Raw genomic sequence first — 24,392 nt, 5'->3', positions numbered from 1 at the left:
GTCGACGTCGAGGGCGAGGAGAGCGAAGGGACTTGAGTCATTTGGAGTGAATGAGAAGGAAGCCCCTTCATGGCCTCGCCGTCGGCAACGCTAGCACTCAGGCCGGGATCAGGTCGCGCAGATTTTCGAGGGTGATGATCCGGGAGTCCGGGTGCAGCCCCTCGGGTCGTTCGAGGCCGATGTACGTCACGGGCTCCTCCGGAACCGACTCGCCGTCCCACAGGGACACGGCCGTGGTGCCGCGGGACATCAGGTCGATCAGGTACCTCGTCGTCAGCTGCTCGCGCTCCACGAGGGCACGCACCACCTTGGACACCGAGACCTGGTTCTCCTCGACCCGGTTCGCCACCAAGACGCCCTTCAGATACAGGTGCAGCCACTTCGCGCTCCACGTGCCGTCGTCCCCACGCCGGAAGACCAGCGGCAGTGCCACACGGCCGACCCCACGCAGCTCCGACTTCATCCGCACCGTGCGCGGCTCGAACGGACGGCCCTTCTGCTCACCCTCGCGCAGCATGAACCCGAAGAACGACTCCTCGACCTCCTCGAAGCCTTCGCCCGCGTAGATGTTGACCTGGGGAACGATGTACGCGCTGCGCACCCGGTCCAGGGACAGGTCGATGAACTCCGAGGCCCCGTCGGGCGCCTCGGTGACATCGCCCGAGTGCCGGCCCCCGACGGCGGTGAGGGCCGTGTAGGAGAGCCAGGAGTCGGTGCTGTAGTCGCTGCGCAGAAGCAGGGCCGACAGGTCGTAGTCGGTGCGGACCTCGGTCTGCTTCCAGTACACGAAGAAGCGCAGCAGTTCGCCGTCGATCCGCGAGACCGAGCCCCGCGGCAGTACGCCGAACCCGGCCGTGGTCGCCCTGCCGCTGAGCGGGAGCGCCACGTCGAGGATCTCGGGGTCGAGCAGCAGCCGGCGCGGCGCCGGGAGGCGGCGGCGGATCTCCGTGTCGAGGGCGGCGATCAGGCGATCGCGGTCCGCGGCCGGTACCGGGGGCCGGTCGTCGGGGGTCACCCAGGCGCGGCCCCGGCGGTTGACGAAGATGCGAGGTGCGTCGGTCTCCCGCTCCCGGTTGTGGAAGTGCTCACGGACCGAGAGGACGACCCGGCCGGAGACCTCGGGGGCGGCCTCGACCGCGGCGGCCACCACCGCGTCCCGCTCCTCCTGGCCGGCGGCGATGCGCAGCAGGAGGTCCAGGGCGCGGAACAGCTTGCCGGGAGCGGACTTCAGCAGCTTCACCGCACCGGTGACGTCGTACGCGTCGAGCAGCTTCTCGACGCGGCTGTCGAAGGAGCGGGCCTCCTTCTCGCCCCGCGCCACGGCGAACACGTCGGCGGCGTGCGGCCAGCGCGGGTACTCGTGCGGGTGGAGACGCTCACCGAGGCGCTTGAAGGGCTCCCGGTGCGCGTGCACGTCGGCGAGCTTCGCCGGGTTCGCCGCGACCACCGCGTCGAGGCCCGCGAGCAGAGCCCGGCGGACCGGCCGTGGCAGCGTCCGGAACCGGGTCGGTTCCTGGAGCGTGACATCGCCGCCCGACAGGGCGCAGGCCAGACGCAGCACGTCGGTGACGGTGTCCAGCAGGAGGTCGGCGCCGACGCCGAGGCGGGCCTCGTTGACGACCGCCCGGTTCTCCCGGACGGGGATCGACTCCGGCTGGGGGCCGGGGGCGCAGCGTCCGGCGAGGGTCCTGAGGTCGCGCAGGTGCTCCTCGCCCAGGGGCGTCGTGCTGCCCGCCAGGGCCAGGTAGAGGTGTGTGAGTTCGGCGTCCAGGTCCCGGCCGAGGTGCAGGACGGTCACCCGGTCACCCGCCGAGGCGATCAGCTCGTCCTGTGCCGCGAGCATCTCCTCGTAGGTGTGCTGGTAGCGGCCGTACGCGGGGAGGCTGAGCAGGTTCAGGGCCCCGTGCGTCAGCTGCGCCTGCACGTTCTCGCGCGAGGTGTCGTCGGCGAGCGCCTTCGTCACGCACCGCATCCAGAACTCTTCGGTGTCCGGCACGTTCGCCGGGAAGTCGATGAAGTAGGAGTTGTGCCGGACGTGGTCGCCCACCATCTCGCTCACGGTGGCCAGCGTTCGCCGGGCGGTGTGCACGACCGCGGCCTCGGACAGCCCCGACAGCCGCTCCAGCAGCTCGGCGGAGAGCTTGAAGCCCACGGAGATCAGGGCCGCGTCGAACTGCCGGGCGGCGGTGGCGCCTTCTCCTGCGGATCCCTTGGGGGAGGGCAGGCGATGGGTGTGCCGGACGACCAGCGATTCGAAAGTGTGCGCCATTCGGGGATGATCGCAGAGGTGCGCGAGGCGACGCACCGGAGTTTTCCGCACGACGCCGTGGCCCGGGGCCTCCGGCGAGCGGGCCCCCGGCCGCTGCCGTCAGGGACGCGTGGCCAGCGGATCGAGGAACGTCAGCACGGAGGCGTCCTCCTCGATCAGCGGAGTGAGGGCGGCGTTGAACGGGCCGCCGTACGGGGCGTGCAGGTGCGCCTGGAAGGCGTCCTCGTCCCGGTAGACCTCGAAGATCCAGTAGGCGCGGGGGCTGGCCGCCTTGGTGTAGACGTCGAACGTCAGGTTGCCTTCCTCCTCGCGCACCTTCAGGGCGTACTCCTGGATCAGGCGGGCGACCTCGTCCTCCGCTCCTTCTCGGGCGGTGAACTCGGCGAGCAGGGTTTTCGTCATGGTCTTCCGTCCTTGTCCGTGGGGTTCAGTGGGTGGAGTCGAGGGGCCGGACCGCGCAGGCGTCCGGCGTGAGAGGCGGCAACCGGTCCTGCCAGGGCGGGTTCGGGCCGGCGACCGAGCAGGTCAGGGCCGCGACCTGCACGGCGTACAGGCAGGCGGCCTCGACGTCGGCGAGGCGCAGGTCGGTCAGTCTGCCGCCGAGGAGTCCGTGGGTGCCGAGGTGGTGCAGCAGGCCCGCCGTGAAGGAGTCCCCCGCACCGACCGTGTCGACGACCGGTGTGGCCACCGCCGGCACCCGCACACGCTCCCCGTCGAGTGAGGCCAGGGCACCTTCCGCGCCGCGCGTGATCACCACGAGCCGTGTCCCCGCCGCATGCCAGGCGTCGCACGCCTGCTCGGGCGGTGTTCCGGGCAGGAGGAGCTCCAGGTCGTCCTCGCTCAGCCGCAGCACGTCCGCGAGGGAGCACCAGTGCGCCAGCCGGGCGCGGTAGACCTCGGGGTGCACCAGGAGCGGGCGGACGTTGGGGTCGATGCTGATGGTGGCCCGGGGAGCGGCCGCTGCCAGGAAGTCCTCCACCACCGCCGCTCCCGGCTCCCTGACCAGGGCCAGCGAACCGGTGTGCACGCAGGCGGTGCCGGCCAGGTCCACCCCGGACAGTTCCGCGGTCGTCCACTGCCAGTCGGCGGTGGCCTGGGCGTGGAAGGAGAACGCGGCCTGGCCCTGGGCGTCCAGTTCGGCGACGGCGAGCGTGCTGGGTTCGGCGGCCTCCACGGCGTGCGAGAGGTCCACGCCGGAAGCCGCGAGGTGAGCCCGGAAGAGGCGGCCGAACACGTCGCCCGACAGTCGCGCGAGGAAGCGGGCCCGGGTGCCGAGGCGCGCCAGGGCCACGGCCGTGTTGGCCGGCCCGCCGCCCGGCAGGACGCGCAGGGCGAGTTCGTTCGGGGCAGGCGCGGGCTCGGTGAACGCGTCGGCGACGCATTCTCCGAGGACGGTGATCCGGCTCATGGGCTGCTCTTCTCTGGGACGCGCGGAGCGGAAACGGGCATGACCCGGGCACGCCGGTGTACGGCTTCGGGGCGGGGCAGCCGCCGAGGGACGTTGCCGATTTGTGACGAGTGCAAGGCATTGACGTTGCCGGTGAGCGGAGTCCATCATCCTCGCCAAGCAGTGTCAACGATGACATCAGTCATCGTTGACATCGCGGGACGGCAGGCCTCGCTGCCGACCACCCGCCCGACATCCCGCCTGGAGTCGTTCATGTCACGCACCTCTCGTCTGCCCTCCTCCCTGCTCAGAGCTGCCGCGTGCACGGGCATCGCGGCCCTCACCCTGACCGCCTGTGGATCCGGATCGGGATCGGGCAGCACGAGCACCGGCTCGGGCGAGGTCAAGGTCGGCCTGATCACCAAGACGGACACCAACCCGTTCTTCGTCAAGATGAAGGAGGGCGCGGAGAAGACCGCGAAGGCCGAGGGCGTCGAGCTCATGACCGCGGCCGGCAAGTTCGACGGCGACAACGCCGGGCAGGTCACCGCGATCGAGAACATGGTCGCCTCCGGTGTGAAGGGCATCCTGATCACCCCGAGCGACTCCAAGGCGATCGTGCCGGCGATCCAGAAGGCCAAGGCCAAGGGCGTCCTGGTCATCGCCCTGGACACCCCGACCGAGCCGCAGAGCGCGGTCGACGCCCTCTTCGCCACCGACAACCTCAAGGCCGGTGAGCTGATCGGGGAGTACGCCAAGGCCGCGATGAAGGGCAAGACGGCGAAGATAGCCGCCCTCGACCTCGCGCCGGGTGTGTCCGTCGGCGTGCAGCGGCACAACGGTTTCCTCAAGGGCTTCGGCGCCACCGACAAGGACGTCGCCTGTGCCCAGGACACCGGCGGCGACCAGTCCAAGGGCCAGACGGCGATGGAGAACTGCCTCCAGAAGGAACCCGGCATCAACGTCGTCTACACCATCAACGAGCCCGCCGCGCTGGGCGCGTACACCGCGCTCAAGGCCAAGGGCCGGGAGAAGGACGTCCTGATCGTCTCCGTCGACGGCGGCTGCACCGGTACCCGGGCCGTCAAGGACGGCAAGATCGCCGCGACCTCGCAGCAGTACCCGCTGAAGATGGCCGCCGAGGGCGTCAAGGCCGTCGTGACGTACGCCAAGGACGGCAAGAAGGCGTCGGGTTACACCGACACCGGCGTCACCCTGATCACCGACAAGGCACAGGACGGGGTCGCTTCGAAGGACACCGCCTACGGCCTGGACAACTGCTGGGGCTGAGCCGCCGGCTCCCGCCGCCAAACGTTCGACACCCCTCAGCGGGGCGGCCGGCCCCTCCTCCCCGGCCCGGGACGGCCGCCTCTCGTCCTCCTGCCGCCCTCAGGGGACGGACAAGGACTTCTGTCTTCCGACAAGGACCTCGCATGACTGCCACGTCCACGCCACCTTCCACGTCCACGCCGTACGCCGAGCTCAAGGCGCCGACCACCGCCCGCAGACTGCTCACCCAACCCACCACCGGCCCGCTGATCGCCCTCCTGCTGGCCTGTGTCTTCTTCTCCGTCTCGACCGACCAGTTCCTCACCGGCGGGAACTTCTCGCTGATCGTCCAGCAGGTCATGGTCGTCGGAACGCTGGCCATCGGCCAGACGCTCATCATCCTCACCGCGGGCATCGACCTGTCCTGCGGAGCGGTGATGGCGTTCGGCAGCATCATGATCGCGAAGATGGCCGCCGAGGGCTCCCTGCCGCCGCTCGCCGCGATCGCGCTGGGCCTGGTCGTCTGCGGCGGCTTCGGCATGCTCAACGGGGCACTCGTGCAGAAGGTCCCGCTGCCGCCGTTCATCGTCACCCTCGGCATGCTCAACGTGGCGTTCGCGCTGACGCACATCTACTCCGAGGAGCAGACGGTCAGCAACCTGCCCGGCCCGCTGACGGCCCTCGGCCAGACCTTCCCGCTGGGCAAGACCGACATCACCTACGGCTCGCTGGTCACCATCGCCCTGTTCCTCCTCCTCGCCTACGCGCTGAGCAGCACCGGCTGGGGCCGGCACGTCTACGCGCTGGGCAACAGCCCGGAAGCGGCGCGGCTGAACGGCATCCGCACCTCCCGGCTGACCATCGGCGTCTACACCGTGGCCGGTCTCCTCTACGGCGTCGCCGCCCTGCTGCTCATCTCCCGTACCGGCGTGGGTGATCCGCAGGCCGGGCAGACCGACAACCTCGACAGCATCACCGCCGTGGTGCTCGGTGGCACCAGCCTCTTCGGCGGACGCGGCTCGGTCCTGGGCACGTTCATCGGCGTCCTCATCGTCGGCGTCTTCCGCAACGGGCTCCAGCTGATGGGCGTCGCCTCGATCTACCAGACCCTGATCACCGGGGTCCTGGTGATCCTCGCGGTGACCGTCGACCAGATCTCCCGGAGGAAGGCCCGATGACCACGACCACCACCGAGACGCCCGTGCTGCAGGCCCGCGGTCTCGTCAAGCGCTACGGCCAGGTCACCGCCATCGACGGCGCCGACTTCGACCTGATGCCCGGCGAGGTCCTCGCCGTCATCGGCGACAACGGCGCCGGCAAGACCAGCCTCATCAAGGCCCTCACCGGCGCGGTGGTGCCGGACGAGGGCGAGATTCGCCTCAACGGGAAGCCGATCCAGTTCTCCGGCCCGCAGAGCGCACGCGCCCACGGCATCGAGACGGTGTACCAGGACCTCGCCGTGGCGGCGTCCATGGACATCGCCTCGAACATGTTCCTCGGCCGTGAGCTGCGCCGCCCGGGCATCCTCGGCAGTGCCTTCCGCATGCTCGACAAGAAGCGCATGCGCCAGGAGGCCGCCGAGCACATGGCGGACCTGAAGATCGGCCTGCGCTCGCTGACCCAGGCCGTCGAGACCCTCTCCGGCGGACAGCGCCAAGCCGTCGCGGTGGCCCGTGCGGTCGCCTGGGCCCGCAGCGTCGTCGTCATGGACGAACCCACCGCCGCCCTCGGCGTCAAGGAGTCCGGCCAGGTCCTCGACCTGATCCGCCGCGTCCGCGACAAGGGCATGCCGGTCGTCCTGATCAGCCACAACATGCCGCACGTCTTCGAGATCGCCGACCGGATCCACGTCCACCGGCTGGGCCGGCGCGCCGCAGTGATCAGGCCGTCGGACTACTCCATGGCGGAGGTCGTGGCCATCATGACGGGCGCCCTCACCGTCGACGAGGCCGGAGATACTGTCGTAGCGGATTCCGAGGCCGCGAAGGCCGCCGGAGTACAGGCCACCTGACAGCGCAACCCGCTCCCGCATGTTCCGGCCGAGGCCGCGGCCCGGAACCGGGAGCATCCAGGAGACGGTTTACTCCATGGCAGCGAGCCGCAGACCCACCTTGGCCGATGTCGCCCGAGAAGTGGGTGTCAGCGCCAAGACGGTCTCCCGGGTCCTCAACGAGGACGGGCCCGTCTCGGCCCGGACGCGGGAGCAGGTGCTCGCCGCGGTGGCCGAGTTGGGCTTCCAGCCGAACCTCATGGCCCGCAACATCCGCGTCGGCGGCCCGGACACGACGATAGGGCTGGTCATCCCCGACCTGGCCAACCCCTTCTTCGGAGCCGTCGCCCGCGGCATCGAGGACACGGTCCGGGACCGCGGGCTGACGCTGCTCATGGGCTCGTCCGCGGACGACCCCGACCGCGAACGCGCCCTGACGGCCCAGTTCCTCGCCCGGCGCGTCAGCATCCTGATCGTCGTGCCGTCCGTCGGCGCCGACCACTCCGACCTCAAGTCGCACCGCACGGCGGGACTGCCGGTCGTCTTCCTCGACCGGCCGGGGGTCGGCCTGTCCACGGACAGTGTCGTCAGCTCCAACCGTGCGGGGGCCCAGGAAGGCGTCGCGCACCTGATCACCCACGGGCACCGCCGCATCGGGTTCGTCGGCGACCTGCCGGTCAAGCTGTACACCCGCCGCGAACGCCTCGCCGGATACCGGGCGGCCCTGCAGGAAGCCGACATCCCCTACGACCGCTCCCTGGTCGTCAGCGCGCACGATCAGCAGGGGGCGGAGGCCGTGACGGCTCAGCTCCTCGAACGGCCCGATCCCCCCACGGCCCTGTTCGCCGGGAACAACATCATGGCGCTCGGCATCGTCGCCGAACTCGCCCGCAGCAAGCGCAAACACGTGGCTGTCGTGGCCTTCGACGACGTCTCCCTGGCCGAAGCACTGGAACCGGCCCTCACGGTCGTCGCCCAGGCCCCCGAGGAGATCGGCCGCAGCGCCGCGACCACCGCCCTGGCCCGGCTCGACGGCGACCGCTCCCGGGCCCGCACGATCACCGTGCCCACCCGGCTGGTCGTCCGTGGGTCGGGAGAGCAACGCATCCGAGGCGGCGGTCACTGACGGGCCGGGGCGCCTCCTGAGCCCTGAACAGGCTGATCTGCGGGTTCGGGTACTGTACGGCCGTGGGAGAACGGGCGACCATCGGCGATGTCGCGGCCCGGGCCGGGGTGGGGGTCGGCACGGTTTCGCGCGTCCTGAACGACAGCCGGAACGTCAGCGAGGACACCCGCGAGCGGGTGCTGCGGGTGATCCGGGACCTGGACTACCGGCCCAACCGGCGCGCTCGCGCCCTGTCCACGGGACGCACCCAGAGCATCGCCGTCATCGCGCCCTTCGCCACCGAGCCGTCGGTCGTCGAGCGGCTGCGCGGCGTCTCACACGTGCTGCACGGCAGCGACCACGACCTCACACTGCTCGACGTGGCCACACCGGATCAGCGCGATCAGCAGTACCGGGCAGTGGCGGCCGACGACCGTTTCGACGGGCTGCTGGCGATCTCGCTCGCTCCCACCGACGACGAGACGAAGCAGCTGGCACGGGCCGGTCTGCCCACGGTCCTGCTGGACTGTGAGCACCCGGACCTGCCACGTGTGGTGATCGACGACGTGCGCGGCGGCATGCTGGCGACGCGTCATCTGCTGCAACTCGGCCACCGTCGCATCGCGTTCATGGGCGACGTCGCCGACGACCGTTTCCGTTTCAGCGCCAGCGCCCGTCGCCGCGAGGGCTGCGAGCTGGCGCTGCAGGCGTACGGTCTCGCGCTGGAGGAGCCGTACATGCGGGTCGGACCCCACGGCCGCGCCGTGGCGCACCGACTCACCGATGAGTTGCTGGCCCTTCCGGAGCCCCCCAGCGCGATCGTCACCGCGTCCGACACCCGGGCGCTGGGGGTGATCGAGGCGGCGGACTCGGCGGGCGTGAGGGTTCCTCAGGACCTGTCCGTGGTGGGCTTCGACGACCTCGACGTGGCGGCCTACGTAGGGCTGACCACGGTACGCCAGCCCCTGCGCGCCAGCGGTGGGATCGCCGCGCGTCTGCTGCTGGAACGCATCGGCCGGCCCCTTGGCGAACCCGTCGAGACGATGCTGGAACTGGAGCTCGTGCCCCGGCGTACGACGGCCGCCGCGGGATCCTGATCCGCGCTGCGCCGACGACGTTGGATCGTTTCCATTAACTTCCACAGCGCGACTCCGACCGCTGCTCGTACGTAAATCTTCACCTCACAAGTTCACCCTTTTCCCGCAAAACTGAGGTAGCGTCAGCGACGGAACCGGTTCCAAAGCTTCCATTCGTTCCCTCTTCCCCCCAAGGGTGACGTATGTACAGAGCAAGACGAGTGCTGCTCCGGCTGGCGACGGGTCTGGCAGCCTTCGCGACGCTGAGCGGCATCATCACTCCCGCTTCCGCCTCCCCCCACGACGCGTCCCGGACGGGCACACGGCAGTACACCGCCGACGACGACTACACAGCCGTCTGGTCCCGCGCGGACGCCCTGAAACTCAAGCAGGACAAGACCAACACCGCCCCTCGCGTGTCACCCGACTTCCCGGTGATGACCGACAAGGTGTGGGTGTGGGACACCTGGCCGCTCACCAAGCTCAACACCCGGACGGCCACCTACAAGGGCTGGCACGTCATCTTCTCCCTGACGGCCCCACGCTCGGTGCCGTTCGGTGACCGGCACTGGTACGCGAAGATCGGCTACTTCTACTCGCGTGACGCCAAGAGCTGGAAGTACGGCGGCGACCTGTTCCCGGCCGGCACCTCGTTCGGCTCACGTGAGTGGGCCGGCTCGACGGCGCTCATCGGTGACAAGGTGCAGTCCTTCTACACCGCCTCCGGGCGCGACAACGGCGGGGTCGACCCCAGCGACGCCCTGCAGCGTCTGGCGCAGGCGACCGGCCAGATCCACGCGGACAAGAACCGCGTGTGGTTCTCCGGCTTCCGGGAACACCGCATCATCGCCGAGGCCGACGGCAAGATGTACCAGACCCTCGAGCAGTCGCAACAAGGCCCGATCATCTACGCCTTCCGCGACCCGTACGTCTTCCGCGACCCGCGGGACCGCAAGGTCCACCTGCTGTTCGAGGGCAACACGGGCGGTACCGCGGGCTCGTACCAGTGCACCAAGCGTGACCTGGGTGACCTCCCGGCCGGCCACGAGGTGCCGGAGGACTCGAAGTACTACACGGGCAACATCGGGCTGGCCACGGCCGACGGCGACAGCCTGGAGAACTGGAAGCTCCAGCCCCCGCTGCTCTCGGCCAACTGCGTGAACCAGCAGACCGAACGGCCGCACCTGATCATCCGCGGCGGCAAGTACTACCTGTTCACGATCAGCCACAAGTTCACGTTCGCGCCGGGGCTGAGCGGCTGGGACGGCCTCTACGGGTTCGTCGGCCCGGGCCTGCGCAGCGACTACCGGCCGCTCAACGGCAGCGCGCTGGTCCTGGGCAACCCCGAGGACGCCCCGACGCAGCAGTACTCGCACTACGTGATGCCCAACGGGCTGGTGGAGAGCTTCATCGACACGGTCCCGACGGCTGACGGCGGGACCCGCTTCGGCGGCACCCTCGCACGCACGCTCGTACTGTCCCTGAAGGACGACAGGACGAGGCTGGCCGGTCAGCTGGACTACGGCTTCATTCCGTAGACCAGTCCGAGTGGATCCGAGGGGGGCGGCTGATTCATCAGCCGCCCCCCTGCCCGTAAAAGGCTTTGAGCGTGGCGGCGCCCCGCTGCTACCTTCCCCGTGGACCGTGAATCGTCGTAGGAGGTGAGCCCCGTGAACGCAGTTACCCGTGGGTGCTCCCTCGATCCGTCACGGTCCGGCGGCTGACGTTCGGTGTCGCCAGGAGCGCCTGAGACCGAGGCACTCCTGGAAGGGAGACTCCGATGGACACAAAGCCTTTCGCATCCGGCCTGAGCGAGAACGCGGTGACGGTCACGCGCGTCGCGTACAGGCAATGGCACGCCCTGGACGACGACCTGGTGGTCGGCCGCGGGCATGCGCACCACCGACCCGACGGCCGCTTGTTCGTCAGCATCGACGCCTGGCACGACGCCGCCTTCGACCGGCTCGCCGAGGTGATGGTGGCGGCACTGCCGGCGCCGCTGTACACGGTGGTCGACGAAGCGGACACCGAGCTGACGGCCGGCTGGCGGCGGGCCGGTTTCACGGTCCGGCGCAGGGAGTGGGAGTACGCCGTACCGACCGACCCGCGGGTCACCGGACTCGAAGGGGTCCTGCCGCCTTCGGGCGTGACGATCGTGCCCGCCGGCCAGGCGGACGAGGGTCCGCTGCGGGAGGTGGACCGCACGATCCGGGACGAGGTCGAGGCGACGGCCGGGTGGTGGCAGTCGATGCCCGCGGAGGTGGTGCCCCGCACCGAGGGCGACACCGTCGTCGACCCGTCGAAGTACGCGGTGGCCGCGGCGCAGCACCGCTACCTGGGGCTGATCCGGGTGGTGACGGCGATCCGGCCGCGCATCGGGCTGATCGCGGTCCGGGCGGGCGAGCAGCGCCGCGGCATCGGGCGAGCCCTGCTGGCCCATGCGCTCGTGACGGCGCACCGCTCCGGGTTCCCCGCGGCCTGGACCGAGGTCCACGAGTCCAACCACGCGGCCACGGCACTGTTCGAGGGCGTCGGCGCCCGGCCGATGAGCAGCAACCTGGAGCTGGTGCGATGACGAAGAACAAGAACGTCATCGAGGTCGAGGGCAGGGTCGTCGAGTGCCTGCGCAGCGCCATGTTCACCGTGGAGCTGGAGAACGGCCACCAGGTGCTCGCGCACATCAGCGGGAAGATCCGCAAGCACTACATCAAGATCATGCTGGAGGACCGGGTGCTGGTGGAGCTCCCGCCGTACGACCTGACACGCGGGCGGATCGTCTTCCGGTACCGGAACTAGCGGCGGGCGGCCCCGGGCACTTCGCCGACCGGGGCCGCGCCCAGCGGTGGCCCCGGCCGTAGGGGGCCCCAGCCGTAGCGGGCCCCAGCCGTAGGGGGCCGCGGCGGTAAGCGGGGCACCGGCGGTAGCGGTGGCCCCGGCCGTGGCGGTGGCTGACCCTGGGGTTCCGGTCACGGTGTTCTCCGTGGCGGGGGCTCCGGGGGCGGTTCGGCCGTCGGTCGCCGGTCGGCCGACACCGGCGGAGTGCGTCCTCCCGGTCTCCGACCTCGCGCTTGACCTTGACACCGTGACAAGGTTTTCACTTGGGCGCTGGAGGTGGTCCCGATCAACACGACCGACACAACCCCGCAGCACACCCGTGTGACCAACGCCCTGGGCGCCGAGGACTCGTCGGTCCGGCTGCAGGCGGCCCTGGCGGTCGGCTCGAACCCCGATCCCGCGTTCCTGGGGACGCTCGTCGAGCGGTGCGCGGTCGAGCCGGACTTCTTCGTACGAGACATGCTGTCCTGGGCGCTGACCCGTCTCCCGCCGGAGATCACCCTGCCCCGGGTCCGCCAGGAACTCGACTCCGAACGGCCCCGGGCCCGCAGCCAGGCACTGCACACACTCTCCAAGATCGGCGACAAGAGCACGTGGGCATGGATCACCCGCGACATGCTGCGGGACGCGGACGACGAGGTCGCGCGGACTGCGTGGCGCGTCGCGGTCGTCCTGGTGCCCGAGGGCGAGAAGAAGGAGCTGGCAGCCGATCTGGTCCTGCAGCTCGGCCGTGGGGACCGCGATGTGCAGCTGAGTCTGAGCCGGGCCCTGGTCGACCTCGGTGACGTGGTCAAACCGTCCCTGGAGGGGGCCTCGGAGAGTTCCGACCCGGCGGTGGCCGCACACGCCCGTGCCACCGAGCTGCTCAGGCAGAACCCGGAGACCGGTTTCGATGCGGCCCTCGCTGAGGCGAAGCGCGTGGTCGCACTCGGCCCGGACCGGGCTGCTGCTGCCGCGGCTGCGTCGGCAGGCACCGGGACAGCTGCTGAGGCGGAGGGCGCAGATTGCTGATCGGCGATGTGGCCCGCCGCTCCGGGGTGAGCACCCGGATGCTCCGGCACTACGACGCCCTGGGGTTGGTGCGGCCCACGGGGCGCACCGTCGGTGGCTACCGCGAGTACTCCGCCGAGGACGTCCGCAGGATCTTCCACGTGGAGAGCCTGCGGTCCCTCGGGCTCTCGCTCAAGCAGATCGGGCGCGCGCTGGAGGACCCGGCCTTCACGCCGTCCGCCCTGGTCAGTGACCTCATCCGGCAGACGGAGGACCGCCTGGCGCGGGAGAAGGAGCTGCTCGAGCGGCTCCGAGCCATCGACGCGTCGACGCCCACCGACTGGCAGGGCGTGCTGCGCATCGTCGCACTCATGCGGGAACTCAACTCGACCAGTGCCGCGCGCCGACAGCAGGCCGTCCTGGCCCCGCCGGAGAACGCGCCGGTCCCCGCCGAACTGCTGGCCGAGGCGGTCCTGACCGAATCCGACCCGCACGTCGCGGGCGCCCTGCGCTGGGCGCTCGCCCGATCGGGCGGCGACGCCGTGGCGACGCTGCGCGCCGGCACGCACTCGGAGGACGCCCGCGTCCGGCGGCGCGCGGTGCTGGCGATCGCCGGGATGCCCGAGGCCCCGGGTGCCGTCGAGGTGCTCACGGACGCTCTCCGGGACTCGGACCCGCCGGTGCGCAGGCACGCCGCTCTGGCTCTGGGCCGGCAGGGCGTGGCCGCGGCGGTGCCCACACTCGTCAGCATGGTGGTCGAGGGCTGCAACGACGTGGACGCGGCGGAGGTTCTGGGAACTCTGTCCCTGGACCCCGGGTGCAGGGACCGGATCACGACCGCCCTGGTCGGCGAACTGGCCGCGCCCACCGCGGACTCCGCGACGCGGATCCGCCTCACCCAGGCGCTGGTCGAGCTCGCGGGAACCACCGCGCAGGAGGCCGGGCCGGTCACCGTCCTGCGCCGACTGACCCACGACGACGACCGCGATGTCGCCCTGGTCGCCACGGCCCTCGTCGAAGTTCTCGAAGAGCGGTACCTGGAGGACCGCTGACGTCGGTGAGGCACGGGTCAGAACCAGTGCAGGCAGTGCGGGGAGCGGTCGGCCCGGAAGAGTGTGTCGGCGAGGGCGGCCGCGTCCGGGTGGTGGGCCAGGACGTGTCCGGCGCGCACGAACGTGCTCGGGGCGGTGCCGCCGAGGTAGACCGAGCCCAGATCGCGGATGTCGAGGGAGAGGTCGGGCTTGCGGTCCGTCGGGGCGCAGTCGGCCTTGCCGTCGCGGACGGTCAGCAGGTAGCGGTCGCGTCCGCCGAGGAACGGGTCGTGGACGTCGAGGACGAGCTCGCCGTCCGTGAACCAGCGGCGTGCGGTCAGCGCACGCGGGACGTCCAGCAGCCGTACCCAGAGCCAGTCCATGTCGCCGCTCACCCGGCCGGCGCGGAAGTCCGCGAACTGCCAGCGCAGCGGGTGGTCGGGCGGGACGTGCTTGAACACGACCTGCGACACCAGGTCGTGTTCGAGGGCGAACCGGGCCAGGGCCGTGAAGACGGCGTCGTCGGTGGCGATGGTCTCGTCGACCGTCAGGGTGCCGGACTCGATCGAGTAGCTGGCGTACCCGTCCGGGACCCCGTCGGCGTCCCGGTGAACAGCGATGTAACGCGGCTCCCTCGAGATGGGGGGCTGCCCCGCGCGCAGGGCCCACCAGCGGTGCGGCCGGGACAGCGCGCCGGGCTGGGCGCGGCGGTACCGGTCGTAGACCTCTTCCAGAATCCCGCCGCACTCGGCCCGGCGCAGCACCTCGACCGAGCCGTTGTCGGACGCGGTCACGGGCGCGTCGACCAGTTCGCGTGCCCGGGGGACGGCGAGTGCGGCCTCGGCACGCGGCACCTTCAGCTGCGCCGTGCAGGTCGCCGGTCCGTAGCCGAACCTGCCGTAGATCGAGGCCTCGGAGGCCAGCAGCACGGACAGGAGCTCCCCGCGGGACCGCAGCTCCGCGAGCTGATACCGCATCATCTCGGTGAGCACGCCCTGGCGTCGGTGCGAGGGCAGGACGCCGACGGCGGTCACCCCGGGGGCCGGGACGAGGGTCTCGCCGGGCAGGGTGAGCTCGAAGGAGTGGGTGGCGGCGGTGCCGACGGGCCGGCCGTCCGCCGTCAGGGCGAGTAGGCAGCGGTCCGTTTCGAGCGCCGACCACCAGAGCCCGCCGCCCTCGACCGGGGTTTCCGGGAAGCGCCCGAACGCGGCATGAACGGTGTCGACGAAGGCGTCGAGATCCTTGTCGGTCGTGGGACGGATCTCCATCGCTGCCGCTGCCTCCTCGGGATACCCGCACCACGACGAGTGGTGGGTGGCCACAGTGCAGCGTCGACCCGTGGCCCGGGCAAGCGAATTACCCTCCGGCCCGGACCGGTTGAGCGTCACGCGCCGCCACGGAGAGAGTCCCCGTGTGGCACGATCCACCGCGTGGGATGGGTGACTCTCGTGGGGACGGCGCTGGGAGCAGTGCTGGGTATCGGGGCGACGCTGGCCGGTGAGCATCTGCGGTGGCGACGAACCGTCAGGGACAACAGGCTGCAGGACCGCCGGGCCATGTACGCGGACTGTCTGGTGACCCTTCGCAGGGCGCACGAGGCCATGCGGTTGGTCGCCGAGGAGAACCACACGGACCCGCAGGTCAGGGGGGCCAAGATCCGTCAGGCGTTCCAGGCCTCGGGGTGCGACGAAGCGCGAGAGCGGCTCGTTCTGACGGCGACCGCCGACGTGACGGCGGCGATCGACGCGTCGTACCACTCGCTGCGCCGGATACGTGAGGAGCTCGCGTCCGGGGCCACCCTCGCGTCCGAGGAGTACGACGCCGCCCGGCAGACCCACGGAGACGCGACCCGGGCGGCTCGCGTGGTCCTTCGCGACGATTTGGTCGCCCTGGAGGAGTGACCGGGTCAGCCGGTCACTTGTTTCGTCGGCGACTTCACCCGGCATGTCCGGCCACGGGCATCGGCGCGTACCGAAAAACATTCGCACCGGCCCGCCCTGCCCGGTACGGTCGCGAGCGCGTCGCCGCTGCGGGATGCTCGAGAGCTCCGCGCGTGATGCCCCGGCCGTTCCGGCACCGAGAGTGGGTTTCGTCCATGGCATGTCGTATCAGTGAGCTCGTGCTCGGCTGCCGCGACCCCGAGGTGCTGGCGCGATTCTGGTGCGAGGTCCTGGACTTCGTCGTACTCGACCGCGAGGAGGACGGCACCCTCGAGATCGGCCCGCGCGAAGGGTTCGGCGGGCCGCAGCCGACGATCATCCTCAGCCGCAGGGACGAGCCGGAGCCCGGGAAGTCCCGGCTGCACATCGACGTCAACGCCACCGACCGCGATCAGGACGCCGAGCTCGAACGCCTCCTGAAGCTCGGGGCGCGCCCGGCCGACATCGGCCAGACCGGCGAGGAGCAGTGGCACGTTCTCATGGACCCCGAGGGCAATGAGTTCTGCCTGCTCAAGGCCCGCCTCAACCCGCTGTGACGACACCGGATCCCGGGCAGCGGCCCGGCACACCACCTGAGGACCAGGACATGCTCTCGGAAGCGCCCGACGCCATCTGGGTTCTGGAGGGGTTCAGCAAGGTGGACGACACCTTGCGGGTGGAGCACCCCATCAGCCGTGAACAGCTCATGCTGTTGCGAGAGGTGATCAAGCCGGATGCCGACGATCCCTGGATGATCTACTGCTACCGGGTGCCGGTCGAGGTGTGGCCGGAGGTGGACGCGATCCTCCAGTGCGGGCCGCCCAGTCCCGAGCTGGACTACCTGACGGGGGCCTACGCGGCCGAGTGAGCCGAGCCGGAGGCGCGCTTCCCGGTCGCCCTACCGTGCCGCGACGAGGACGAACGGTCCGGAAGCACTCCGAAACATTCGAGTAGAGGAATCCTCTGTTCCGCGCATCACAGGCACCACGCCGCAGACAAATGGTTTCTCCGCAACCGCAAACATCCGTGTGAGCAGCGAAAACACGCGACGACCTGCCCTCACCCCATCCCGAACATTTCGCGAGCACTGCCGAAACTATTGACAGTTGAGAGGCCCCGGCCAACACTCCCCGGTGACAGAGCTCCCCCGTCGACCCACCCCACTCGGACGAGGAGGACGCACCCCCATGAAGAAGTCACCAGGCCGCTTAAGGCTGCTCATCAGCAGCACCTGCACCATGCTGCTGGTCGCGGCCGCGGCGCTCACCATGCCGGGCACCGCGCACGCCGACACCGTCGTCACCACGAACCAGACGGGCACCAACAACGGCTACTACTACTCGTTCTGGACGGACGCACCCGGAACGGTCTCCATGACCCTGTCCTCCGGCGGCAGTTACAGCACCTCATGGCGCAACACCGGGAACTTCGTCGCCGGTAAGGGCTGGAGCAACGGCGCCCGCCGCACCGTGACCTACTCGGGCTCGTTCAACCCGTCCGGCAACGCCTACCTGACCCTGTACGGCTGGACGGCGAACCCGCTCGTCGAGTACTACATCGTCGACAACTGGGGCACCTACCGGCCCACCGGCACCTACAAGGGCACCGTCACCAGCGACGGCGGTACGTACGACATCTACAAGACGACGCGGTACAACGCCCCGTCCGTCGAGGGCGTACGCACCTTCGACCAGTACTGGAGCGTGCGGCAGTCGAAGCGGACGGGCGGCACCATCACGGCCGGCAACCACTTCGACGCCTGGGCCCGGGCCGGGATGCCCCTGGGCAACTTCAAGTACTACATGATCATGGCGACCGAGGGCTACCAGAGCAGCGGCAACTCCAGCATCAGGGTCGGGTCGTGAGGACGAGGCCCGTGCCGGCCGTGGCGGTCGTGACGGCGGTGGCCGCGGCCCTGACCCTCACGACCGTCACGGCCTCGACCGCCGCGCCGTCGCGGGCCGCCGCCTGCACCGGCTACGTCGGGCTCACCTTCGACGACGGCCCGTCCGGCAACACGACGAGGCTGCTCGACGCGCTCCGCCGCAGCGGGCTGCGGGCCACGATGTTCAACACGGGCCAGTCCGCGGCGGCCAACCCGTCCCTGGTCCGGGCGCAGGTGGCCGCGGGCATGTGGGTCGCCAACCACAGCTACACCCACCCGCACCTGACCCAGCTGAGTCAGGCGCAGATCGACTCCGAGCTCTCCCGCACCCAGCAGGCCATCGCCAACGCGGGAGGCGGCACACCGAAGTTGTTCCGGCCGCCGTTCGGAGAGACCAACGCGACGGTGAGGTCAGTCGCGGCCCGGTACGGCCTGACGGAGATCCTCTGGCAGGTCGACTCACAGGACTGGAACGGCGCGAGCACCGACGCGATCGTCCAGTCCGCCGCCCGACTCACCAACGGCCAGATCATCCTGATGCACGACGGTCCCGCCAACACCGTCGCGGCCATCCCTCGCATCGCCCAGGCCCTGGCGTCCCGGGGCCTGTGCGCGGGAACCATCTCCCCCCAGACGGGCCGCGCGGTGGCCCCGACGTGAGCGCAGGGCGCGACGACTGCCGTGTCGTCGCGCCATGCGGCTGGACCGGCCCGTCGGCACCGTCCCCGCCAGGGGGTGCGGGCGTGTGCGTGCTGGTGTGCGTCGTACTTGAGTACGCGTGCTCATGACGGCCCCGTGCTCCCCCGGGATCCTGGATGCATGACGAATCGGGGAATCGTGGCGGCCGGGGCCGCGCTTGTCGGTGGTGTGCCTGTGGCCGCCTGGGGGTTGATGGGGCAGCAGAACTACGACGGGCTGCCGGCCAGTGAGCTCGACTACGCGTTCCAGCCGTGGGACATCGGGGACGGTGTGGCCGCGGTCGCGGGTGGGCTCGCGCTGGTACTGGCGGTGGCCGGGGCGGCGGTGCTCGTGCGGGCCTCGCTGCGCGGGGCGATGGACCAGCGGTGGTGGGGCGTGGTCGGGCCGCTGGTGGCGCTCGGGCTCATGGCCGGTGTGGGGTGGCGGATCCTGACCGCGGGTGGCATCGGAGCGAACATCGGCGCCGGGCTGCTGATCATCTTCGGTACGCCGGTCGCCGCCGGGCTGCTGCTGTGGTCCCTGGCGTGGTCGTTCTGGCTGGTCACCCAGCGCCATGGGCACGAGGGCGGCGGGCTCGGTGGCGGAGAAATGGGCGGCTTCGCCTCACGCAGGGTGTAGCCGCGGAGCGGAGGCGCGGTCACGGAGTGGGGCCGTGGCCGAAACACCACGGCCGACGCTGCGGGTAAGGGCAACTGGCCTTCTTTGCCGGGGCGTTCCCCTAGGTTGGTGGGCCGGACTCCCTTTCCCACCCCCCAGGAGGCCCCCGCCGTGTCCCACGACAGCCTGCGTGACCGCATCGACACCTCCAAGCCGCACTCGGCGCGCTTCTGGAACTACTTCGTCGGTGGCAAGGACAACTACGAGGTCGACCGAGAGATCGGCGACCAGATCAAGTCGATCTTCCCGGGGCTCGTCGACGTGGCGGTCACGAGCCGCCGGTTCCTGGGGCGGGCCGTCACGTATCTGGCCGGTGAGCAGGGGGTACGGCAGTTCCTGGACGTCGGTACGGGGTTGCCCACCGCCGACAACACGCACGAGGTCGCGCAGCGCGTGGCGCCGGACTCCCGGATCGTCTACGTCGACAACGACCCGATCGTGCTGGCCCATGCCAACGCGCTGCTCACCAGCACCCCTGAGGGCAGGACCGCGTATCTGGACGCCGACCTGTACGACCCGGAGGCCGTGTTGAAGGCCGCCGCCGGCACGCTGGATCTCTCGCGGCCTGTCGGGCTGATGATCCTCAACACGCTCGGGCATGTCGCCGACTACGAGCGGGCGCGTGAGCTGATGCGGCAGCTGATGGCCGGTTTGCCGGCCGGGAGCTACCTGGTGGTCAGCGACAGCACCGCGACCAGCGAGGGCATGATCGCCGCGTCGGAGGCGTACAACGCGAGTGGGGCGGTGCCGTACTACGTCCGGCCGGTCGCCGAGATCGCAGGGTTCTTCGACGGGCTGGAGCTGGTGGAGCCGGGGGTGGTGAGGGTTCCCGAGTGGCGGCCGGAGGGTATTGGCGAGGCCGGTGCGGGGGCTGGGGCTGGGGCCGCGGCAGTGGATGCCTATTGCGGGGTTGGGCGCAAGCGGTAGGGAGCCGCCGTCTTCGGGTGCCGCGTTGTGGGGGTCGGTCGCGCAGTTCCCCGCGCCCCTGGGTGGGATCGGTCCCCGTCCGTCGAACGGCCCGGGCCGGTTGACCTACCCACTCGGGCCCCTCCCGCGCACGTGCGTCGAGTGGTCCTGGTCAGGGGTGTCACTCGTCTGGGTCGGTCGTTTTAAGGGGCTCGCTCGTGCGGGCGATAATCAGGGCATGGCCGTCCCTCTGCCCGTTCCCGAGCCTGTCGGTCGGTTGCTTGGTGATCTGTTGGGCGTGGGGGAGCCCTACTCCCTGTTGCTCGCCGGGAGCTACGCGGCGCTGGCGTACGGGCTGGTGGAGCGGGCCGGGTGGGAGGTGGACGTGGCCACCGAGCACCCTGCCGCCACGGAGGTCGTCGCGGACGCCGTGCGGACCGGGCTGGCCGGACGTGGCTGGCTCGTGCAGACCCTGGAGGCCGGGCCGCTGTCCGCGCAGTTCCTCGTGACCGACGCGCCGAGCGGCACGGAGTGCGAGGTCGCCCTGCGCAAGGAGGTGCTGTGGCGCCCGCCCGCGGCGACGGAGCTCGGGCCGGCGCTCGCCCTCGACGACCTCGTCGGCACCCGGGTGCGGGACCTGGCCGACCGGGGGCTCGCGCGCGACCTGGTCGACGTGCACGCCGCCTCGGCCCGCTGGAGCCACCCCGAACTCGAGGAGCTGGGCCGCCGCCACGCTCCCGACACGTTCGACCTCACCGACCTCCAGGCCCGGCTGACCGGCACGGACTGGCTCGACGACAGGGCGTTCACCGTCCACGGCGTCGACGCCGCCTCCGTCGCCGGGCTGCGCCGCTGGGCTCAGGAGTGGGCCGACGACATCGCCGAGCGCCTCATCGAGGGCGAGGCCCCGGACGAGGAGTGACCCACAGCCCCCCGCACGGCAACCTACCGATCGGTACCCTGAACCGATGGGGAACGGGGCAGCCGGGCAGGTGGGGGTCGTCGCCGCGCTGGTGCGGACGGCGTTCCTGGTCGACGGTGTGTACGCGGAGGCCGGCCGGGCCTACGGACTGACGCCGCAGCAGGGGCAGTTGCTGTGCGTGCTGGCGGACCGGCCGTACGGGATGAGCGAGTTGGGCGAGACGCTCGGGCTGGCGAAGTCGAGTCTGACCGGGCTGGTGGACCGGACCGTACGGCGAGGGCTGGTGCGTCGCGAGGCCGACCCGCGCGACGGACGGGCGGTGCGGGTCGGGCTGACGGACGAAGGCGCCGCGCTCGCCGGGAAGTTCTACGCCGAGACCTGCCGTCGTGTGGAGGCCCTGCCGTCCGGGCTGAGCCGCGCCGAGCGGGACCGGCTGGCCGTCCTGCTGTCACGGGTCGTGGTGGACAACGAGGTCCCCGAGGTGTTCGCGGAGGTCATGAAGGTCCCCGGCCAGCACTTCCCCGGCGTCGACTAGCGGATCCCGTCGCCGGCCGGCCTGCGGATTTCCACCGCCCTGCGCTCCTCCCGCCTCCCCACGCTCATCAGCGACAAGGTCACCCCCGCCGATCCCACGGCCATCGCCGTCATCGCCGTGGCCGGGGACGTCAGTTGGGCCATCGACCCGGCCAGCGCCGCCGCCACCCCCTGCATCGTGAGCATCCCCGCCGAGTGCAGCCCCAGGGCGTGCCCCGTGAGCCCGTCGGGAGTGAGGGCCACCAGTCGCTCCTGCTGCACGAGGCTCGCGCCGAACCCCACGGAGGCCAGCGTGACCGCGGCCGCCGCGAGCGGCGGCGTCGGATGCAGGAGGAACGGCACGTAGGGGAGCGCGAGGAGCAGCAGGAGCGGGAAGCCCAGGCGGCGGCGAAGGCGCGGTGGGAGCACGCGGCCGACCAGCACGTCCCCGGCGAGCATGCCGAGCGCGGCGCAGGCGAAGAGGGTGCCGGCGGCATCGGGGGCGTAGGAGACGTAGAGGGATTCGCAGCCGACGATCAGGCCGTTGGGGATCCACAGAGCCAGATAGACCTGTCGGCGGGGCGGGGAGGACCAGAGCAGTGCGTTGGCGCGCCAGGTCGCCGCCACCGAGGGGCGGCCCGTCGCTCGGGGCGGGCGGCGGGTCAGGCCGAGGCGGACGACGGCGGCCGCCAGGACGTACAGCGCGGCCGCCGCCAGCAGGGACAGCCGGGGGGACAGCAGGGCCACGAGGGCGCCGCCGGTCGCGTAACCGGCGATCTGCATCAGGCCGCTCATCATGTTGAACACCGAGCGGCCGAGCAGATAGCCGTCCTTGGAGAGGATCTCGTTGAGCAGGCCCCAGCGCACTCCACCGCCCACGGACTCCACCAGCCCCTTGGCGAAGACGATCGCGAAGATCGTCCAGACGGGCAGGCCGGGCAGGGCCAGGGCGGCGGTGGCCGCGGCGAAGAGCAGGGGCAGGGCCGTCAGCGCCGTGCGCGGGGGCATCCGGTCGGCGGCGGAGAGCAGGAAGGTCGCGCCCAGCACCTGCACCAGCGACGAGCCGAACATGCTCACCGCGGACAGCAGCGGTGAGTCGGTCGCCCGGTACACCAGGACGCCCAGGGCGAGTCCGCCCATGGTCTGGGCGACCGTCTGTGCCGACACGGCCAGGAAGAACGGGCTGAACTCGGGTGTGCGGAACAGATCGCGGTAGCTGCGCATACGTGGAGTCTTCGACGCGCCTGTCGGCGTGGTTATTGTTTCGCGCAGACGCGAAACCTCGCGGACGCCCTCACGGAGCGGGGCTCACCGATGTGCTCGCGGAAGGGCTCGCGGGGCGAAACCCGCGGAGCGGCTCGCGGAGCGTGAAGTCGCGGATGTGCTCGTGAGAGGGGGCGGCCGGTGGGCTGGTGGCAGGTCAATGCCGACACCCTCGCGGGGAGCCGGTTCGTGATCTCGCCGTTCGCCGAGGCCTTCGCGAGTCTGCGGCTGCTGCACGCGGCCGAGGCGGCGCATCCCGGCGAGCGGCGGTGGCTCGACGCGCATCTGCCGGCCTACCGGCGGCGGCTGGCGGGTGACCCGGTGACCGCGCAGCTGATCCGCGCCGGGATCGGACGGGAGTGGACGGCGGACTTCCTCTCCCCCACCCCGCGTGAGGGGGAGACCTTCGAGCAGGGCGTCGCGCGGGTGCGGGCGGCAGACCCGGACACGGCCCGCGCCGACCTCACCGTCTCGCTGCGCGGCCCGGTCCCGGCCCGGCTGCACCGGGGTGATCTCCCGGAGCGCGCCGCGGACCTGCTGACGTACGTCTGGACGACGGCGGTGCTGCCGTACTGGCCCCAGCGCCGGCGCGTCCTCGAGGCGGATGTGGTCGCTCGGACCGCGCAGGTGAGCCGGGGCGGCTGGGCGAGTGCGCTGGACACGCTGCGGCCGGGGACGCAGTGGCTCGGGGAGAACCGGCTCCAGGTGAACGCGCGCGATTACCCGCCGCGCGAGCTGTCCGGCGCCGAGCTGGTGTTCGTGCCCATCACGATTCAGCGCATCGGCTGGGTGGCGTGGGAGGGGACGGACCGGTACGCGCTGGTCTATCCGTGTGCCGGGGCGCTCGCCGACCCCGGCGGCAGGCCCGTGCCCGCGAGCCTCGGCGCGCTGCTCGGCACCGCCCGCGCCGGGGTGCTGGTCCGGCTCGGCTCGCCGCTGAGCACCAGCCAGCTGGTCGCCCTGACGGGGCAGGGTCTCGGCTCGGTGGGGCGGCACCTGCGGGTGCTGCTGGACGCCGGGCTCGTGGAGCGGCGGAGGGCGGGCCGGTCGGTGCTGTACTCGCGGACGGCGGCGGGGCAGGTGCTGGTGGAGGCCACCGAGGCCCGGAACCGGCCGGACATCCGGCGGAGCTAGGGTCTGCTCATGACGACTACCAATGGTTCCTCTCCCCTCGACGTCGAGATCGGTGCGCTGCAGGGCGGTTCCGCCGACCTGTCCCAGTACGCGGGCAAGGCGGTGCTCGTGGTGAACGTCGCCTCCAAGTGCGGCCTGACCCCGCAGTACACGGGCCTGGAGAAGCTCCACGAGCAGTACGCGGCGCGCGGCTTCACGGTCCTCGGCGTGCCCTGCAACCAGTTCCTCGGGCAGGAGCCCGGCAGCGCCGACGAGATCGCCGAGTTCTGCTCGGCGACCTACGGCGTGACCTTCCCGATGACGGAGAAGGTCGAGGTGAACGGCGAGGGGCGGCACCCGCTGTACGACCGCCTGACCGGCTTCGCCGACGCCGAGGGCCACAGCGGGGACATCCGCTGGAACTTCGAGAAGTTCCTCATCGGCCGGGACGGCGACGTCGTGGCCCGTTTCTCGCCGCAGACCGAGCCGGACGCGGCGGAGGTCGTGGCGGCGATCGAGGCCCAGCTGGTCTGAGGTCGGTCCCGCGGCGCGTTGACCTTGCC

The 24,392-nt window shown here is 71.1% G+C and carries 26 protein-coding genes; 21 read left to right on the top strand and 5 right to left on the bottom strand.

What is annotated here, in order from left to right; genetic code table 11:
* Nucleotides 1-97: 97 nt before the first annotated feature.
* The 3 genes from AB0B29_RS10510 to AB0B29_RS10500 form a co-directional block, all read right to left on the bottom strand.
* The gene (locus AB0B29_RS10510) at nucleotides 98-2,269 is read right to left on the bottom strand and encodes a TerD family protein (RefSeq protein ID WP_362236681.1); all 2,172 of its coding nucleotides are present in this window, start codon (nucleotides 2,267-2,269) and stop codon (nucleotides 98-100) included.
* Between the two features lie 99 nt (nucleotides 2,270-2,368).
* Nucleotides 2,369-2,671 carry a putative quinol monooxygenase gene (locus tag AB0B29_RS10505; RefSeq protein WP_362236679.1) on the bottom strand — a complete coding sequence of 101 codons (303 nt, stop codon included), beginning with the start codon at nucleotides 2,669-2,671 and terminating at the stop codon, nucleotides 2,369-2,371.
* A gap of 25 nt (nucleotides 2,672-2,696) precedes the next feature.
* Nucleotides 2,697-3,677: a carbohydrate kinase family protein gene (locus AB0B29_RS10500; protein ID WP_362236676.1), complete on the bottom strand. Its 981-nt coding sequence runs from the start codon at nucleotides 3,675-3,677 to the stop codon at nucleotides 2,697-2,699.
* 252 nt (nucleotides 3,678-3,929) lie between these two features.
* Here AB0B29_RS10500 and AB0B29_RS10495 point away from each other — a divergent pair, with 252 nt between their 5' ends.
* From AB0B29_RS10495 to AB0B29_RS10450, 10 genes are all read left to right on the top strand, one after another.
* Entirely contained in the window at nucleotides 3,930-4,946 is a 1,017-nt protein-coding gene (locus AB0B29_RS10495) for a sugar ABC transporter substrate-binding protein (protein ID WP_362236673.1), read from the top strand.
* A 143-nt stretch (nucleotides 4,947-5,089) separates the two neighbouring features.
* Nucleotides 5,090-6,103, top strand: a complete 1,014-nt coding sequence (locus AB0B29_RS10490) for an ABC transporter permease (protein ID WP_362236671.1) — start codon at nucleotides 5,090-5,092, stop codon at nucleotides 6,101-6,103.
* A complete protein-coding gene (locus tag AB0B29_RS10485) occupies nucleotides 6,100-6,936 on the top strand; it encodes an ATP-binding cassette domain-containing protein (RefSeq protein WP_362236668.1) in 837 nt (278 codons plus the stop codon). Before AB0B29_RS10490 ends, AB0B29_RS10485 begins: the two co-directional genes overlap by 4 nt.
* A gap of 76 nt (nucleotides 6,937-7,012) precedes the next feature.
* Complete coding sequence (locus AB0B29_RS10480) at nucleotides 7,013-8,041, top strand: LacI family DNA-binding transcriptional regulator (protein ID WP_362236665.1); 1,029 nt, start codon at nucleotides 7,013-7,015, stop codon at nucleotides 8,039-8,041.
* Nucleotides 8,042-8,103: 62 nt separating this feature from the next.
* Nucleotides 8,104-9,117, top strand: a complete 1,014-nt coding sequence (locus AB0B29_RS10475) for a LacI family DNA-binding transcriptional regulator (protein ID WP_362236662.1) — start codon at nucleotides 8,104-8,106, stop codon at nucleotides 9,115-9,117.
* Between the two features lie 182 nt (nucleotides 9,118-9,299).
* Nucleotides 9,300-10,634, top strand: coding sequence for a glycoside hydrolase family 68 protein (locus AB0B29_RS10470; protein ID WP_362236660.1), 1,335 nt, complete (start codon nucleotides 9,300-9,302; stop codon nucleotides 10,632-10,634).
* A 242-nt stretch (nucleotides 10,635-10,876) separates the two neighbouring features.
* Nucleotides 10,877-11,671 carry a GNAT family N-acetyltransferase gene (locus AB0B29_RS10465; RefSeq protein WP_362236657.1) on the top strand — a complete coding sequence of 265 codons (795 nt, stop codon included), beginning with the start codon at nucleotides 10,877-10,879 and terminating at the stop codon, nucleotides 11,669-11,671.
* Nucleotides 11,668-11,892: a translation initiation factor IF-1 gene (infA, locus tag AB0B29_RS10460; RefSeq protein WP_356599948.1), complete on the top strand. Its 225-nt coding sequence runs from the start codon at nucleotides 11,668-11,670 to the stop codon at nucleotides 11,890-11,892. Before AB0B29_RS10465 ends, infA begins: the two co-directional genes overlap by 4 nt.
* 360 nt (nucleotides 11,893-12,252) lie before the next feature.
* Nucleotides 12,253-12,942 (top strand): HEAT repeat domain-containing protein, encoded by a 690-nt coding sequence (locus tag AB0B29_RS10455; protein WP_362236654.1) that lies wholly within the window; start codon nucleotides 12,253-12,255, stop codon nucleotides 12,940-12,942.
* Nucleotides 12,936-13,973: a MerR family transcriptional regulator gene (locus tag AB0B29_RS10450; RefSeq protein WP_362236652.1), complete on the top strand. Its 1,038-nt coding sequence runs from the start codon at nucleotides 12,936-12,938 to the stop codon at nucleotides 13,971-13,973. Before AB0B29_RS10455 ends, AB0B29_RS10450 begins: the two co-directional genes overlap by 7 nt.
* A 17-nt stretch (nucleotides 13,974-13,990) precedes the next feature.
* On the opposite strand, the gene AB0B29_RS10445 is transcribed toward AB0B29_RS10450, so the two are convergent.
* Nucleotides 13,991-15,220, bottom strand: a complete 1,230-nt coding sequence (locus AB0B29_RS10445; protein ID WP_362236650.1) for a GNAT family N-acetyltransferase — start codon at nucleotides 15,218-15,220, stop codon at nucleotides 13,991-13,993.
* Nucleotides 15,221-15,382: 162 nt separating this feature from the next.
* Here AB0B29_RS10445 and AB0B29_RS10440 point away from each other — a divergent pair, with 162 nt between their 5' ends.
* The 9 genes from AB0B29_RS10440 (at nucleotide 15,383) to AB0B29_RS10400 (ending at nucleotide 21,475) form a co-directional block, all read left to right on the top strand.
* Entirely contained in the window at nucleotides 15,383-15,853 is a 471-nt protein-coding gene (locus AB0B29_RS10440) for a hypothetical protein (RefSeq protein ID WP_362236648.1), read from the top strand.
* 194 nt (nucleotides 15,854-16,047) lie between these two features.
* The gene (locus AB0B29_RS10435; RefSeq protein WP_104780084.1) at nucleotides 16,048-16,428 is read left to right on the top strand and encodes a VOC family protein; all 381 of its coding nucleotides are present in this window, start codon (nucleotides 16,048-16,050) and stop codon (nucleotides 16,426-16,428) included.
* Between the two features lie 50 nt (nucleotides 16,429-16,478).
* Nucleotides 16,479-16,739: a DUF7683 domain-containing protein gene (locus tag AB0B29_RS10430; protein WP_362236645.1), complete on the top strand. Its 261-nt coding sequence runs from the start codon at nucleotides 16,479-16,481 to the stop codon at nucleotides 16,737-16,739.
* 319 nt (nucleotides 16,740-17,058) lie between these two features.
* Nucleotides 17,059-17,736 carry a glycoside hydrolase family 11 protein gene (locus AB0B29_RS10425; RefSeq protein WP_362236642.1) on the top strand — a complete coding sequence of 226 codons (678 nt, stop codon included), beginning with the start codon at nucleotides 17,059-17,061 and terminating at the stop codon, nucleotides 17,734-17,736.
* A complete protein-coding gene (locus tag AB0B29_RS10420; RefSeq protein ID WP_362236639.1) occupies nucleotides 17,733-18,416 on the top strand; it encodes a polysaccharide deacetylase family protein in 684 nt (227 codons plus the stop codon). Before AB0B29_RS10425 ends, AB0B29_RS10420 begins: the two co-directional genes overlap by 4 nt.
* Before the next feature lie 159 nt (nucleotides 18,417-18,575).
* The gene (locus tag AB0B29_RS10415) at nucleotides 18,576-19,073 is read left to right on the top strand and encodes a hypothetical protein (RefSeq protein ID WP_362236636.1); all 498 of its coding nucleotides are present in this window, start codon (nucleotides 18,576-18,578) and stop codon (nucleotides 19,071-19,073) included.
* A gap of 150 nt (nucleotides 19,074-19,223) precedes the next feature.
* Nucleotides 19,224-20,039 carry an SAM-dependent methyltransferase gene (locus AB0B29_RS10410; RefSeq protein ID WP_362236634.1) on the top strand — a complete coding sequence of 272 codons (816 nt, stop codon included), beginning with the start codon at nucleotides 19,224-19,226 and terminating at the stop codon, nucleotides 20,037-20,039.
* Nucleotides 20,040-20,256: 217 nt separating this feature from the next.
* Entirely contained in the window at nucleotides 20,257-20,940 is a 684-nt protein-coding gene (locus tag AB0B29_RS10405) for a hypothetical protein (RefSeq protein WP_362236631.1), read from the top strand.
* A 46-nt stretch (nucleotides 20,941-20,986) separates the two neighbouring features.
* Nucleotides 20,987-21,475, top strand: coding sequence for a MarR family winged helix-turn-helix transcriptional regulator (locus tag AB0B29_RS10400; protein ID WP_362236628.1), 489 nt, complete (start codon nucleotides 20,987-20,989; stop codon nucleotides 21,473-21,475).
* Here the strand turns inward: AB0B29_RS10400 and AB0B29_RS10395 are convergent.
* Nucleotides 21,472-22,677 (bottom strand): MFS transporter, encoded by a 1,206-nt coding sequence (locus AB0B29_RS10395; RefSeq protein ID WP_362236626.1) that lies wholly within the window; start codon nucleotides 22,675-22,677, stop codon nucleotides 21,472-21,474. The genes AB0B29_RS10400 and AB0B29_RS10395 overlap by 4 nt on opposite strands.
* 180 nt (nucleotides 22,678-22,857) lie before the next feature.
* On the opposite strand from AB0B29_RS10395, the gene AB0B29_RS10390 reads away from it, so the two are divergent.
* Nucleotides 22,858-23,850: an ArsR/SmtB family transcription factor gene (locus tag AB0B29_RS10390; RefSeq protein WP_362236623.1), complete on the top strand. Its 993-nt coding sequence runs from the start codon at nucleotides 22,858-22,860 to the stop codon at nucleotides 23,848-23,850.
* Nucleotides 23,851-23,859: 9 nt separating this feature from the next.
* Nucleotides 23,860-24,363: a glutathione peroxidase gene (locus tag AB0B29_RS10385; RefSeq protein ID WP_362236621.1), complete on the top strand. Its 504-nt coding sequence runs from the start codon at nucleotides 23,860-23,862 to the stop codon at nucleotides 24,361-24,363.
* Nucleotides 24,364-24,392: the final 29 nt, after the last annotated feature.

The sequence above is a fragment of the Streptomyces tibetensis genome (assembly GCF_040647715.1).
In the GTDB taxonomy this organism is placed as follows: domain Bacteria; phylum Actinomycetota; class Actinomycetes; order Streptomycetales; family Streptomycetaceae; genus Streptomyces; species Streptomyces tibetensis_A.
This window is presented reverse-complemented; position numbering and strand designations above follow the sequence as displayed.